This window comes from Mesorhizobium sp. M6A.T.Cr.TU.017.01.1.1, assembly GCF_004023115.1.
GTDB lineage: Bacteria > Pseudomonadota > Alphaproteobacteria > Rhizobiales > Rhizobiaceae > Mesorhizobium > Mesorhizobium mediterraneum.
This window is the reverse complement of sequence record NZ_RZTA01000003.1, coordinates 78,824-93,137: the sequence shown is the minus strand read 5'-3', so window position 1 is coordinate 93,137 and position 14,314 is coordinate 78,824. Positions and strand designations below refer to the sequence as shown.

Below are 14,314 nucleotides of genomic sequence, written 5' to 3'. Positions count from 1 at the left end.
AATCGCTGATCGGTCGGCAGCTTGTCATCGCAAGCGCCGGGCTGGCCCTCGCCGGCACAGGCACTCCGTTAGCCGTACAACGGTTCGATTGCGACACAACCAACAATTAGGAGGAGGAAGAGCATGCGCATGTTCAATTGCCTGACGCTTGGCGCAGGTCTGTTTGCAACCGTTATTTCCATGCCCGCCCAAGCCGAAGACGCGGCGAAGGTCGCCGCTATCGTCAAAGGTCTCGACAATCCCTTCTTCCAGTACATGCACCGGGGCATCGAAGAGCAGGCCAAGGCCGACAACGTGGCCGTCACTATCCAGGCAGCCGCCAATATGGGCGACGCCACCGGGCAGGCCGATCGGCTGACCGCCATGGCCATGCAGGATTTCGATTGCTATCTGGTCAATCCGATCAGTGTCAGCAACCTCGTCCAGGCACTGGTCCCTGTCGCCCAGAAGAACAAGCCGATCATCAACATCGACAGCACCATCGACGCCGAGCAGGCCAAGGCCGCCGGCTTCACCATCTCAACCTATATCGGCACCGACAACGTTGCCGCCGGCGTATTGGCAGGCGAGGAGATGCTGAAGCTGGTTCCTGCGGGCTCCAAGGTCGCGCTGGTGGCCGGCATCGTCGGCGATGTCGGCAGCAACGCCCGCATCAAGGGCTTCAAGCAGGCCGTCGAAGGCAAGCTCGAAGTCGTGGTGATGGTCAGCGCCGACTGGGACCGCGAGAAGGCGCTGACCGCGGCCACCGATATCCTGGCCGCGCATCCCGATCTCGCCGGTTTCTTCGCCGCCAACGACATCATGGCGCTCGGCGTCCAGCGCGCCGTCCAGACCTCGGGCAAGGACGTCAAGGTGATCGGCCTTGACGGCATCGTCGATGCGCTGAAATCGGTCGCGGCCGGCGAACTCTCCGCCACCGTCGCCCAGTATCCCTATGTCGTCGGCGCCATGGGCGTGGAGGCCTGTAAGGCGGCGGCCTTGGGCAAGGAACTGCCCGCCAACGTGCCGGCGCCGGTCTTGCTGATCAACAAAGACAATGCCGAAGCCTCGCTGAAGAACTTCCCGCGCCCGGGCGGCGACTATCCCGATCCCTTCCGCGAGATGTTGAAGTGAGCACTCCTGAACAAAACGCGCCCGTGCATACCGCGGGCGCGGCGGAGGAGAGCCGCCCCTCCCTGTCGGCTCTCCTCCTGGATCCTTCCTTCTGGGCCGACTGGGCATCGGTCGTCGGCCTTGTCGGCCTCGTCATCGTCTTCGGCATCGCCCAGCCGGTCTTTCTCAGCATCGCCAATCTGCAGGCCCTGCTGCTAGCGGCGGCGATCCTGGTCGTGCTGTCGATCGGCCAGACCTTCGTCGTGGCGACCGCCGGCATCGATCTCTCGCTGGCTGCCGCGGTTATGCTGGGCGCCATCATCCTCGGCCTCGTCGACGCCGCGGGTTATGGCATCTTCCTCGCCTGCGCGCTGGCTGTCGCCGCCACCAGCGCGGTCGGTTTCCTGAACGGCGTGCTCATCACAGCCGGGAAAATACCCGACTTCGTGGTGACGCTCGGCACGCTTTCGGGCGTCACCGGCCTCGGCCTAATCCTGTCAGGCGGCGAGCCGATAATGGTCGGCTCGACCTTCCTGCTGCGGCTGGCTTCGGGTTCCTTAGGGCCGTTCGGCTATCCCGTCTGGGTGGCGATCGCAGCCGTCATCGTGGCGCATATAGCGCTCTACCACACCCGCTTCGGCGTGCATCTGCTGGCGACCGGCGGCCAGGTCGAAAGCGCCGGCGCGCTCGGCATCCGCACCAACCGGGTCAAGATCGCCGCCTATACGATTTCAGGCTTCTGCGCCGGCATCGCCGCACTGCTCCTGGTGGCGCGCATCGGCTCGGCCGAACCGCAGATCAACACCAGCCTTCTCCTGAATTCGGTGGCGGCGGTGGTGCTCGGCGGAGTCAGCCTGTTCGGCGGCCGCGCCAGCATTCTTGGGCCGGCGATCGGCGCGCTGATGCTCACCGCGTTGGTCAACGGACTGACCCTGCTCAGCGTTTCGGCGTTCTACCAGCCGCTCGCCGTGGGCGCCATCGTGGTGCTGGCCGCTCTGATCATGCGGTACCAGAAATGAGCGCGGTCCATCATATCCCGCCATCCGAGGCGATCCTCGCCTGCCAAGGGCTGAGCAAGCATTTCGGCAGCATTCGCGCCTTCACCGACGTCGCGTTCCAGGCCCGCCGCGGCGAGGTCACCGCTGTCATCGGCGACAATGGCGCCGGCAAGTCGACGCTAATACGCTGTCTGGTCGGCGTGCATGTGCCGGATGGCGGCGAAATCTTCTTCGACGGCCAGCCGCGTCCCTTCGCCAACCCCGACGAGGCGCGCAAGGCCGGCATCGAGACGGTGCACCAGAACCTGGCGCTGATCGACGAATTGACCGTGGCGCAGAACCTGTTCCTCAACCGCGAGATCGTGCGCCGGATCGGCCCCTTTGCCCTGCTCGACCGCAAAGCCATGAAACAACAGGCGCGCGCCATGCTGTCACGCCTGTCGATCAACATGCCTTCGGTCAGCCAGCGCGTGCGGCGCCTGTCGGGCGGACAGCGACAGGCGATCTCAATCTGCCGCGCCGCGGGTTCAGGCGCCAAGGTGGTGGTGATGGACGAACCGACGGCAGCGCTCGGCGTGCAGGAGACGGCCAATGTCGAAGCCCTGATCCGGCGGCTGCGCGAACAGGCCGTCAGCGTCATTCTGGTCAGCCATAATTTTGATCAGGTGCGGCGCCTGTCCGACCAGATCTGGGTGATGCGGGCGGGACGGATGGTGGCAACGGTCCGATCGTCCGAGACCACCGGCAACGAACTCGTCGCACTTGTCACCGGCGCGGCGTAGAGGCAACCCATCCGGCCATCTCGTTACGAATTGAACGATACAAAGGGAGTTTGCGAGTGGCGATAATCCGTGTCGGACTTGTGGGTCTTGGCGAGGTCGCGCAGTCGATCCATCTGCCGGTGCTGGCCGACCAGCGCGATCGCTGGGTGATAGCGGGCGTCCATGACGTCTCGCCGAGCCTGGTGGCGCTGTGCACATCCGAATACCCAACCGCCAAGGCCTTCGAAACGGCAGAAGCGCTGATCAATTCGCCCGACATCGACGCAGTTTTTGTTCTGTCATCAGATGACACCCACAGCCGTTTCGTCCGAGCTGCCGTAGCAGCCGACAAGCACGTCCTTCTGGAAAAACCCGCTTGTCTGACGGTGCGCGAGATCGACGAACTGCTGGTGCTGACGACGAATTACGCCAAGACGATCTTCGTCGGCTACATGCGCCGCTATGCACCTGCCTATCTGGCTGCCAGGGACGAACTACCCGCCTTCGCCGACATCACTCATGTGCGCATCTTCGACCTGATCTCCGAAGGCCGGCATTTCCTGAAGAAGAGCCAGAACATCCTCTATCCCAGCGATATCGACTCGGCGCTACTGGCACGCGGCGCCAGGGAGCGCGACACGCTGATCCGCGAAGTCGTAGGTGCCGATGCGCCGGCCGATCTCGTGCGCGCCTATCGCGGCCTGACCGCGCTGTCGTCGCACCACATCTCAGCGATGCGCGGGCTCATCGGCGAACCGGTTCGCGTGCTCGCCGCGCACCGGACCAATGGCGGCGCCAACACCTCAGTGACCTTCGACTACGGCCATTTCGCCTGCCAGTATGACGCGGTGGTCGACGATCTCGGCCTGTTCGATGCCATGATCGAGGTGCGCTCGAACACCAAACGCATCCGCATCGTCTACGACACGCCCTATATCCGCAGCCTGCCGACACGGCTCGAAGTGACGGAAGCCGGACCGCTCGGCCCGGTCACGCGGACCTTCGGGCCGCTCTATGGCGACGCCTTCTCCAACGAGCTGGAGACTTTCCACCGCCACATCTCAGATGGCACCAGGCCATTGACGGACCTGGCGGATTCGCGCCGCGACCTGGCGCTGATGGCCGAGATCATCGCGCGGATGAAGGAGGCTGGCGGGCGCTGAGTGCCCGCGCCTACTTCCCGCAATGGTGATCGTTGATCTTGTTTAGCGCATTCGCGTCGGGTCCGATCCGGTGGTAGGAGCAGGCTCCTGCGGCCGTGGTGACCAACTGCTGGTCATAGTAGCGCGGGCCGCCAAACAGGATGTCGATGATATCGTCTTCGGCGGGAACGTAGCGTTCGGATTGAACCCGGTGGTCGCGGTGCTTGTCGCCCGCGAAGGCGGAAGCGGATAGGCTACAGCCTATCGCGAGAGCGAGCACGCGGATCGCAAAGCGTCTTGTCGTCATCGGCAATCACCTTCTGGCCGTTCAGCGTCTCACCATACATCCAAAATCGCCAGCCGAGCAAAAGTTCCCCGGATCGTCCGAGGCGACGAAAAACCTGCCATCCTTGCCGATCCCCGCCTGTCACAATAGGTTTATCCTGCGGCGCTAGGGAGAGCGTTCTCGCATCCGGCGCTCAGCCGGATCCGTCTCTTCACACGAAGTGGGGTTTTCCATGCGCAAGATCATTCTCGCCGCCATGTTTTTGGCATCCGCCATCGCAGGCGCTTCAGCTGCCGACGGCACGCTGGTCCTCTATACCAGCCAGCCCAACACCGACGCTCAGCAGACTGTCGATGCCTTCATGGCGAAATACCCCGCAGTCAAGGTCGAATGGGTGCGCGATGGAACACCGAAGATCCTGGCCAAGCTGCGTGCTGAGATCGAAGCCGGCCAGCCGCAGGCGGACGTGCTTCTGATCGCCGACGTTGTGACCATGGAAGGGCTGAAGAAGGAAGGAAGGCTGCTCGCCTATCCCGAGGCCGATGTCTCCGGCATCGACGCCACCCTCTACGACAAGGACAAGACCTATTTCTCGACCAAGCTGATCACCACCGGCATTGTCTACAACACCAAGGCGCCCTTCGTGCCGGCGAGCTGGGAAGACCTCACCAGGCCGGAGGCGAAGGGCCTTGTCGCGATGCCCAGCCCGCTGACCTCGGGTGCGGCGATGATCCACACCGTGACGCTGACCGGAAACCTGCCGGAAGGCTGGGATTATTACAACGCGCTCGCCAAGAACGGCGCCCAGGCAAGCGGCGGCAATGGCGACGTGCTGAAGGCCGTCAGCGGCGGCGACAAGCTGTTCGGCATGATTGTCGACTACATGCCCATCCGCGAAAGGGCCAAGGGCGCGCCCGTCGAGTTCGTATTCCCGAGGGAAGGCGTCTCGGCCGTCACCGAGCCTGTCGCCATACTGTCCACGGCCAAGAACACCGAGGCGGCCAAGGCCTTCGTCGATTTCCTGCTGTCCAAGGACGGACAGCAAGCCGCCGCGAAGATGGGCTACATTCCGGCGCGCGCCGATATTGCCTTGCCGGCCGGCTATCCCGATCGCTCGTCGATCAAGGTGCTGCGCTACGATGCGGCCGCCGCGCTCGCCAACGACGCCGCCAACAAGGAAAAGTTCGGCGCCGTGATGAGCCAGTAGCGAGTCCAGCCGCCAGTGGTATCGTCCGCGCAGTATATCCTCCCCGGGCAGTCCGTGCCGGCACGGCGCGGGCCCGGGGTGCGGACCACATCGGGGTTTCGCGCGTCGGCGCTCGCCGTTCTGCTGGTCATCGCCCTGCTCAGTCTGCTGCCGATGGTCAGGCTCCTCGTCGCGGCCGTTGCGCCGGGCGGTGAGCTCGATTTCGGCGCATTCGCCGAACGCCTGGCCAAGCCCGCCGCCTTACGGGCGACGTGGCATACGCTGGATACTGCCTTTTTCGGCGCCGTGCTGGCGGTCTGCCTCGGTGGCCCCGTCGCCATCGCCATCACCATGACCGACCTGCCCGGGCGAAAGCCCCTTGGTTTCCTGCTTTTGCTGCCGCTGATGATCGCGCCGCAGGTGACCGCTTTGTCGTGGCTGCATCTGTTTGGCCCGTCCAGCACGCTTCTCGGCATGGTCGGCATGGCGCCGCCACCGGGCACACCCAATCCGATGCTCGGCCGCAATGGCATCATCCTGCTTTACGCCGTCCAGCACGCGCCGATCGTCTTCATCACGTTGCGGGCGGGGCTTTCGCAGATTCCTCGCGATCTCGTCGAAGCAGCCAGGGCCTCCGGCGCCAGGCCGCTCTTCGTGCTGCGAACCATCGTCCTGCCAATCGTGCGTCCTTATATCGTGGCTGCGGCGGCACTCGCCTTCGTTTCCGGCGTCGGCAATTTCGGTATCCCGGCCCTGCTTGGAATGCCGGTCAACTATCTGACGTTGCCGACGCTGATCTATCAGGACCTGTCGAGTTTTGGACCTGGCGTCTTGCCGCAGATCACCGCGCTGTCGGTGCTGGTCGGCGTGCTGGCGCTGGCCGGTGTCACTTGCCAGTCGCTGGCTCTGCGCGGCGCCGCTCACCGCTTTACTTCAGGCACGCCGGCGCGTTTCGAGCTCGGGCGCTGCCGCCTGCTGCTGGCCGGTCTCGGTTGGCTGGCGATCGGCTTCATCCTCGTGCTTCCGGCTTGCGCGCTGCTGGCGACGTCGCTCGTGCCGTCCTTCGGTGTCCCGCTTAGCTGGCAAACGTTGACCGCGTCCAACTATGCCGAGGTTCTTGTCCGCCAGGCTTCGACCGTTCGCGCCTTCCGCAATTCCCTTCTTTTTGCCGGTGCTGCGGCACTGATCCTCGCCATCGGCGTCATTCCGGTGACCGCCGTGCTCGAACGGCTCGGCCGGCGCTGGCAGCGTCTCCTCAGCGGCATCGTCGACCTTCCCTATGCGGTCCCCGGCGTCGTGCTTGCTATTGCCTGCATCCTCCTGTTCCTGCGCCCGCTGCCGCTGGTCGGCAGCCTCTATGCAACGGCCTCGATCATCGTGGTCGCCTACGCGATGCGGTTTTTCACGCTCGCCTTGAAACCGGTGGCTACCGCGGTCGGGCAGATTTCACGCGATCTCGACGAGGCGGCGGCGGTGTCGGGAGCCGGGTCCCTGCGGCGGCTTGCAACGATAACCGCGCCGCTCGCCGCACCCGCGGCAGTGGCAGGCGGGCTGCTCGTCTTCATGAGCGCCTTCAACGAGCTGACGGTCTCGGCCTTGCTCTGGTCGAGCGGCAATGAGACGCTCGGCGTGGTGCTGTTCAGCCTCGAGGAAGCAGGCTTGGGAACGCAGGCCGCCGCGATCGCCGTTTCCACGATTGCCGTTGTCGTCGTCCTGCTGCTTGTGCTCGACCGGTTCGGCCGGCGGCTTCCGGCAGGCGTCTTGCCCTGGCGGTAAGCAGCGTTAGGCGCCTGGAATAATCCAGGCGTCCGAGACGGCGACATTCACGCTCTGGCCGACTGCCACTGCCTCGGTGCTGTCGATCAGCAATTCCTGTCCTGGTCCTGGTCCTGGTCCTGGCCCTCGCCCTGGCATCGGCAAGGCCAGCCGCACCTCATGCACCGGACCGCGATAGACGCTGTCGAGCACCGTCGCCGGCATGCCCTCAGGTGAAATCCGCAGCGCTTCCGGTCGCAGCAGGATTTTCACCGGCCCTGCCGATGTCCCGGCACTTCGCGCCACGAGGCGATGCCCGGCTATGTCGACCGTCGCGGTTTCTTCGGCATGATCGATGACTGTCCCCCCAACGATGGAACCGCGCCCAACGATGCCGGCAACCGTGGCATTGGCCGGGGCGCGATAGACCTCCTGCGGCGCCGCCGCCTGCAGCACCTTGCCTCGGCTCATAATGGCAACGCGGTCGGCCAGCGCCAGGGCCTCGGCCTGGTCGTGGGTGACATAGACGATGGTGGCGCCGGTGCGGCGATGGATGTCGCGAAAGGCGTCGACCATCGACGAGCGCAAATGCATATCGAGATTGGCGAGCGGTTCGTCGAACAAGATAATTTTGGCGTCGGCAACGAGGCAGCGCGCCAGCGCCACGCGCTGGCGCTGGCCGCCGGACAGTTCCTCGATGCGGCGGCTTTCAAACCCATTGAGTCCCACGATATCGAGAACCGCGCCGACACGGCCAGCGATCTCGCCCCGTTTGACGTGCCGGGCTTTCAGCGGATAGGCGACGTTTTCGGCGACATCCATATGCGGCCAAAGCGCATAGGACTGGAAGACGACACCAACGCCGCGCGCTTCCGGCGGCACCTGCCGCTGCGGATCGGCCATCAATTCGTCGCCAAACAGCACGCGGCCTTGGCTGGGCGCCTCGAAGCCGGCGATCAGTCTCAGCATCGTGGTCTTGCCGCACCCGGAGGGGCCGAGCAGCGCGGTGAACGAGCCCGCCGCGAAGTCCAGCGAAACGGCGTCAAGCGCTGCGGTTTCGTTGAACCGCTTGGTGAGACGCTCCACCTTGATTTCGCTCATGCTTCACCAATCGGCATATCATTGTGTCCCGCCGATTGTTCACGCAACCGGTGCGGCATGGCGTCGGCATACGTTGGAAATCCGGCCGTGACAATGATGGCTGCGGCAATGGCGCCGGTGCTTACTGCGCCGTCCGGCCGCCATCAATCGGCAAGGTTGTGCCGGTGATCTGCTTTGCCGCATCCGAGCATAGGAACAACGCCAGTGCGGAAAGCTCGTCCACGGTGACGAACTCCTTGGTCGGCTGGGCGGCGAGGAGCACGTCGCGCTTAACCTCTTCCTCGGTCATGCCGCGCGCCTTCATTGTGTCGGGAATCTGCTTTTCGACCAGCGGCGTCCAGACGTAGCCGGGCGCGATCGCATTGACGGTGACGCCGTCAAGTGCCGCCTCCAGCGCCACTGTCTTGGTCAGGCCCGCTATGCCGTGCTTGGCCGACACATAGGCGGACTTGAACGGCGAGGCGACCAGCGCGTGCGCCGACGCAGTGTTGATGATGCGGCCCCATTTGTGCGCCTTCATACCGGGCAGCACCGCCTTGATTGCATAGAAGGCGGCGAGCAAATTGATGCGGATGATGGCTTCCCATTTGTCGTCCGGGAATTCCTCGATCGGCGCGACATGCTGGATGCCGGCATTGTTGACCAGGATGTCGAGACTGCCGAAGGTCTCTTCGGCCTCGCGCACCATGGCGCTCACCGCTGCCCCATCCATCATGTTGGCGCCGGAGTAACGGCATTTGACGCCGAAATCCGCTTCGATGCCGGCGCGCTCCCGCTCGATGGCAGCTGCTTCGCCCAGGCCGTTGATGGTGGCGTTGGCGCGCTCAAAAGCGCTGCTATCGATTTGACCCGAGGGTGCGCACCGGTTTTGGATAGGCCGAAAAGGCTGCGCTGGACCGCATCGGACGAGAAACCGCTGGCCGGACGGCTCTGATGGCATCCTCGATCTATCCCGCAATCTCCAGCAAGGACGATACCAGCAATCGACGTTCGTCCCGTGAAAGGACGTCCGAATCGAAGAGGTTCATGCTGCGAAGCCCTTCGATGGCGAGATAGCAGACCAGCAGCGCCTTGAGGTCCGGCGTCTCTCCCTTGAGCCGCTCGAAAACCTGCCGCCTGAACGATTTTATCGGTGTCAGGAAATCGGGATCCTCGGCGATCGCCGAAAATATCCAGGAAGCCGACGGTTTCGACTCCTCGGCATGTTCGGCTGAAAGCTTGATGTAAGTCGCAAGCGGGCTTTCGCCGATGACGCCGGCCGTGCGGGCGGACTCCAGCGCCTGCTCGAAGGCGCGCAGGTAATCCTCCACCAGCGCCTGCATCAGTTTCGCCTTGGTCGGGAAATTGTACAGCAAGCCGCCTTTCGACACGCCGGCACGGCTGGCGACGGCGTCCAGCGACAGGCTGCCGGGCCCTGTCTCGCGTGCCACATCGGCGGCGGCGGCGAGAATCTTCTCACGCGAATTTGCTCTGCGGGCTTTCATCAATCGCCTCCCCATACATTAGCCTATGCGGAATTGACAAGACCGTCCAGACGGTACAGTAAGATCGCCGTCATTTGAAATCGGGACCAGTCACAGGTATGTGTTTCGGTCATCCGACCGTTATGCCGGGCCATGGCCAAGGGGACTGTTCGTGATCAAGCGCTTCATCATCGCCTTCATTCTGCTCGTGCTGGTGTGCGGCGGCATCGTCGGCTTCAATTTGTTCCGCGACAATGCGATCCAGCAATTCTTCGCCACGATGAAGCCGCCGGCCGCGACGGTGTCGACGACAATCGTCAAGCCGACCAGCTGGACGCCGGGCGTCGAAGCGATCGGCACGGTAAGCGCGGTACGCGGCGTCGACCTGACCGTCGAAACCGCCGGCATCGTCAAGGACATCCTATTTCACGCCAATCAGAAGGTTGAAGCCAACGCGGTTCTCCTTCAGCTCGACGATGCCGCCGAGCGCGCCGATCTCGATGCGACGAAGGCGCAAGCAGCGCTCGACCAGACGGCGTTGACACGCGCCCTTGAATTGCAGAAACGCGGTGTCGGCTCGGAATCGACGCTCGACACGGCGCGGGCAACTGCATCGGCTTCCGCTTCGCAGGTCAACAGGCTGCAGGCGGTGCTCGATCAGAAGCTGCTGACAGCGCCCTTCGGCGGCACGGTCGGTATTCCCAGGATCGATCTCGGCCAGTATCTCTCACCCGGCACTTCCGTAGTGACACTGCAGGACCTGGAGACGATGCGGGCCGATTTCTCGATTCCCGAACAGCAGCTCCCGCTACTGAAGATCGACCAGAAGCTGCGGCTGGGCATTGGCGACGGCGAGCTGCCGTTCGCCGGCACCATCCGCGGTATCGACCCGAAGATCGACCCGACCAGCCGGCTGGTGACGGTCAGGGCCGAGGTCGCTAACCCCGAAGGCAAGCTGACCCCTGGCCAGTTCGTGCAGGTGCGCGTCGAATTGCCCGAGGAAAACAACGTGCTGACGGTGCCGCAGACCGCGCTGACGTCCAGCCTGTACGGTGACTTTGTCTTTGTGGTGCGTCCGGCGAAGCCGGCCGCAGCCAGTGGCGCGGCCCCTGCTGCTGCGAAGCCGGAAGAAAAGCCCGCCACGGACACCGCGAAGCCCGCCGAAGCATCCGCGGCAAAACCGGAGGAAAAACCGGCTGCTACCGCGGCCGAACCGAAAGCGGAAGAACAGAAGCCGCAGCTCGTGCTTGCCCAGGTGTTCGTTAAGCCCGGCCGCCGCAACGCCGGCCTGGTTGAGATCCTGGAAGGCATCCAGCCCGGCGACGAAGTCGTTACCGCCGGCCAGAACCGGCTCTCCAACGGCATGTCCGTTGCCGTCGACAACACGATCGACCCGACCAAGCCGGCAAACCAGCAGGCAACCCAGTAATGAGCTTTTCCGACCTCTTCATCCGCCGTCCGGTCCTTTCGACCGTGCTCGCCTTGATGATCCTGCTTCTGGGTTTCCAGGGCATCTTCAACCTTTCGATCCGGCAGTATCCGGAAGTTGAAGAAACGGCCATCACCATCACCACGGCCTATCCCGGCGCCAGCGCCGACTTGATCCAAGGGTTCATTTCCGCGCCGATCGCCCGTGCCGTCGCTTCGACTGAAAACATCGATTATGTCACGTCGGCGAGCCGGCCGTCCTCCAGCACCGTGACGGTGCAGATGAAACTCGGCTCCAACCCCGACATCGCGCTGAACGAAGTCTTGTCGAAGGTACAAGGCGTGCGCGGCGAGCTGCCGGACGAGGCCGAAGACCCGGTGATCGTCAAGGGCACCGGCGAGCAGTTCGCGATGATGTATATCTCGATGCAGAATCCGAACATGACGCCGGAACAGCTCACCGAATATATCGAGCGAGTCGTGCGGCCGCGCATGTCGACGGTCGAGGGCGTTGCCGACGTGCAGATCTTCGGGGCCGCCGAATATTCGATGCGCGTCTGGATCGACCCGATCAAACTGGCGGCGCGCGGCGTGACGGCGGCGGAAGTGCTGACCGCCATCAACGAATCGAATTTCCTCTCCGCGCCCGGCAATACCGAAAACGAGTATGTGGCTTCCTCGATCACCGTCCGCTCGACGCTGCAGACGCCGGAGGCTTTCGCCGCCCTTCCGCTCCGCTCCAACAACGGCAATGTTGTGAGACTGCGCGACGTCGCGCGCGTCGAGCTCGCCGCGGCGAACACCGACACCAGGGTCAGCTTCAACGGCAAGCCCGGCATCTTCCTCGCCATCTTTCCGACGCCGGCCGCCAATCCGCTGACGACAGCGGAGGCGATCCACGAAATTGTGCCGACCATCCAGGAGACGCTGCCGCTCGGCATGACGATCGAGATCGTCTACGATTCGACCGAGCAGATCAGCGCGTCGATCGAGGAGGTGTTCAAGACCATCGGCGAGGCGGTCATCATCGTCATCGTCGTCATCCTGCTCTTCCTCGGCTCGTTCCGCTCGGTGTTGATGCCTATCGTGACCATTCCGCTGTCGCTGATCGGCGTCTGCTTCCTGCTGTTTTCGTTGGGCTATTCGATCAACCTTTTGTCGTTGCTGGCTATGGTGCTGGCGATCGGCCTCGTCGTCGACGATGCCATCGTGGTGGTGGAAAACATTCACCGCCATATGGAGGAAGACGGTTTGTCGCCGATGCAGGCCGCCTTCAACGGCATGCGGGAGATCTCGTCCGCCGTCGTCGCCATGACGATAACGCTAGCCGCCGTGTTCGCGCCGCTGGCCTTCACCGGCGGCCTGACCGGCGCACTGTTTCGCGAATTTGCGGTGACGCTTGCCGGCTCGGTGGTGCTTTCGGGTGTCGTCGCGCTCACCATCACGCCGATGATGTCGGCACGCATCCTGAGGACAGGCTCGCACAGCCGCTTCCAGCGCGTTGTCGACAACACGTTCGGGCGCGTCGAAAACATCTATGAGCGGCTGGTCAGCGGCTCATTGAAATATCGCCCGGTGACGCTGATGATCGTCATCGCACTGGTCGCCACGACCGGCTTCATGTTCACCAGGACCGCGAGCGAACTGGCGCCGGAAGAAGACCAGGGCTTCCTGCTTTCGCTGGTGACCGCGCCGCGCTACGCGACGTCGGACTATACCGAGAGCTACGTCAATCAGATACTTGGCCTGGTCGATGACCTGCCTGAGACGCGGGCACGGTTCTCGGCGGTCGCCTTCGGCGGCGGCCAGACGAACACCGCTTTCGTCGGCTTTGCGTTCAAGGACTGGGCCGACCGCACGCGCAGCTCGAAGGAACTCCAAGAAGACATCACGGGTCGCCTCAGCAAGGTGGCGGGCGTCGAAGCTTTCGTCTTCGCCCCGCCGACGCTGCCAGGCTCGGGCGGCGGCCTGCCGATCACGATGGTGGTGCGCTCGACCGGCGAGGCCTCCCAGGTCTACGAGGCGGCAGAGGACATCAAGAACAAGGCGCAGGCCTCCGGCCGCTTCATGGTCGTGCAGAACTCGATGACCTTCGACGCGCCGCAAGTGACGGTGACGATCGACCGCGACCGCGCTGCGGCGCTCAACCTGCCGATCGCCGACATCGGCCGGACACTGACCCTCTTGGTCGGTGGCGCCGAAGTGGCGCAATTCGACCGCGAATCCAACAGCTACGACATCATCCCGCAAGTGCCGCAGAAATTCCGCGACAACCCTGAAAAGCTGGCCGAGTATTTCGTGCGCAGCGCGTCGGGCGAGATGGTGCCGCTCTCGGCGGTGGTGAAGATCTCGACCAATGCCTCGCCGGCCGTGATCGAGCAGTTCAACCAGTTGAACTCCGCCACGATTTCCGCTCTGCCATTGCCCACCGTCACCACCGGCGACGGGTTGAAGACCATCGAGGATATCGCCAGGGAAAGCCTGCCCGACACGTTCTTCATCGACTATACCGGCCAGTCGCGGCAGGAGAAGGAACAGGGCTACACGATCATCATCGCCTTCGCGGCAGCCGTTCTCGTCATCTATCTGGTGCTGGCGGCGCAGTTCGAAAGCTTCCGCGATCCGTTGATCATCATGATGTCGGTGCCGCTGTCGATCTTCGGCGCGATCGTGCCGCTCAATCTGGGGCTGGGAACGCTCAACATTTACACGCAGGTCGGCCTGATCACGTTGATCGGCCTGATCACCAAGCACGGCATTCTTCTGGTCGAGTTCGCCAACCAGCAGCGCGAGCACCACGGGATGCGGCGCCGCGATGCCATCATCGCCTCGGCCAAGGTGCGGCTGCGGCCGATCCTGATGACGACGGCGGCGATGGCGCTCGGCGTGGTGCCGCTGATCATCTCCAGCGGCGCGGGCGCTGCGGCACGCTACTCGATGGGCCTGGTGATCTTCACCGGCATTCTGGTGGGAACCATGTTCACCCTGTTCGTGGTGCCGATGTTCTACACCTTCATCGCCAGCAAGGACCTGCCGCATCATGCCGAGAAGCCGGATCCGAAGCTGATGCCGGTGCCGATTGATTGATTGACGAAAAAAGGC

12 protein-coding genes are annotated in these 14,314 nt (G+C 63.7%); 8 read left to right on the top strand and 4 right to left on the bottom strand.

Annotated elements, in window-relative coordinates; all coding sequences use genetic code 11:
* Window positions 1-123: 123 nt before the first annotated feature.
* The 4 genes from EOB36_RS01840 to EOB36_RS01825 are packed head-to-tail and all read left to right on the top strand — an operon-like array spanning window position 124 to window position 4,014.
* Window positions 124-1,113, top strand: coding sequence for a substrate-binding domain-containing protein (locus tag EOB36_RS01840; RefSeq protein WP_126104658.1), 990 nt, complete (start codon window positions 124-126; stop codon window positions 1,111-1,113).
* Window positions 1,110-2,111, top strand: coding sequence for an ABC transporter permease (locus EOB36_RS01835; RefSeq protein WP_095487084.1), 1,002 nt, complete (start codon window positions 1,110-1,112; stop codon window positions 2,109-2,111). The genes EOB36_RS01840 and EOB36_RS01835 overlap by 4 nt, the downstream gene beginning before the upstream one ends.
* Entirely contained in the window at window positions 2,108-2,872 is a 765-nt protein-coding gene (locus tag EOB36_RS01830) for an ATP-binding cassette domain-containing protein (protein ID WP_095487086.1), read from the top strand. The genes EOB36_RS01835 and EOB36_RS01830 overlap by 4 nt, the downstream gene beginning before the upstream one ends.
* Before the next feature lie 56 nt (window positions 2,873-2,928).
* On the top strand, window positions 2,929-4,014 hold the full coding sequence (locus tag EOB36_RS01825; protein ID WP_095487088.1) for a Gfo/Idh/MocA family oxidoreductase: 1,086 nt from the start codon (window positions 2,929-2,931) through the stop codon (window positions 4,012-4,014).
* Between the two features lie 10 nt (window positions 4,015-4,024).
* Here the strand turns inward: EOB36_RS01825 and EOB36_RS01820 are convergent, their stop codons facing one another.
* Window positions 4,025-4,300: a hypothetical protein gene (locus EOB36_RS01820; protein ID WP_095487090.1), complete on the bottom strand. Its 276-nt coding sequence runs from the start codon at window positions 4,298-4,300 to the stop codon at window positions 4,025-4,027.
* A 211-nt stretch (window positions 4,301-4,511) separates the two neighbouring features.
* Between EOB36_RS01820 and EOB36_RS01815 the strand changes: the two genes are divergently transcribed.
* Window positions 4,512-5,486: an ABC transporter substrate-binding protein gene (locus EOB36_RS01815; protein ID WP_095487092.1), complete on the top strand. Its 975-nt coding sequence runs from the start codon at window positions 4,512-4,514 to the stop codon at window positions 5,484-5,486.
* A gap of 153 nt (window positions 5,487-5,639) precedes the next feature.
* Entirely contained in the window at window positions 5,640-7,241 is a 1,602-nt protein-coding gene (locus tag EOB36_RS01810) for an iron ABC transporter permease (protein WP_245467562.1), read from the top strand.
* Between the two features lie 6 nt (window positions 7,242-7,247).
* Here EOB36_RS01810 and EOB36_RS01805 read toward each other — a convergent pair whose 3' ends face one another.
* The 3 genes from EOB36_RS01805 to EOB36_RS01795 form a co-directional block, all read right to left on the bottom strand.
* Window positions 7,248-8,321: an ABC transporter ATP-binding protein gene (locus EOB36_RS01805; protein WP_128284144.1), complete on the bottom strand. Its 1,074-nt coding sequence runs from the start codon at window positions 8,319-8,321 to the stop codon at window positions 7,248-7,250.
* A 121-nt stretch (window positions 8,322-8,442) separates the two neighbouring features.
* Window positions 8,443-9,261, bottom strand: a complete 819-nt coding sequence (locus tag EOB36_RS01800; protein ID WP_245467557.1) for a 3-hydroxybutyrate dehydrogenase — start codon at window positions 9,259-9,261, stop codon at window positions 8,443-8,445.
* A gap of 7 nt (window positions 9,262-9,268) precedes the next feature.
* Complete coding sequence (locus EOB36_RS01795; RefSeq protein ID WP_095487096.1) at window positions 9,269-9,805, bottom strand: TetR/AcrR family transcriptional regulator; 537 nt, start codon at window positions 9,803-9,805, stop codon at window positions 9,269-9,271.
* Window positions 9,806-9,950: 145 nt separating this feature from the next.
* Here EOB36_RS01795 and EOB36_RS01790 point away from each other — a divergent pair, with 145 nt between their 5' ends.
* Together EOB36_RS01790 and EOB36_RS01785 are read left to right on the top strand one after the other, a co-directional pair.
* Window positions 9,951-11,213 (top strand): efflux RND transporter periplasmic adaptor subunit, encoded by a 1,263-nt coding sequence (locus tag EOB36_RS01790; protein WP_128284163.1) that lies wholly within the window; start codon window positions 9,951-9,953, stop codon window positions 11,211-11,213.
* Window positions 11,213-14,299 carry an efflux RND transporter permease subunit gene (locus EOB36_RS01785; RefSeq protein WP_128284143.1) on the top strand — a complete coding sequence of 1,029 codons (3,087 nt, stop codon included), beginning with the start codon at window positions 11,213-11,215 and terminating at the stop codon, window positions 14,297-14,299. Before EOB36_RS01790 ends, EOB36_RS01785 begins: the two co-directional genes overlap by 1 nt.
* Window positions 14,300-14,314: the final 15 nt, after the last annotated feature.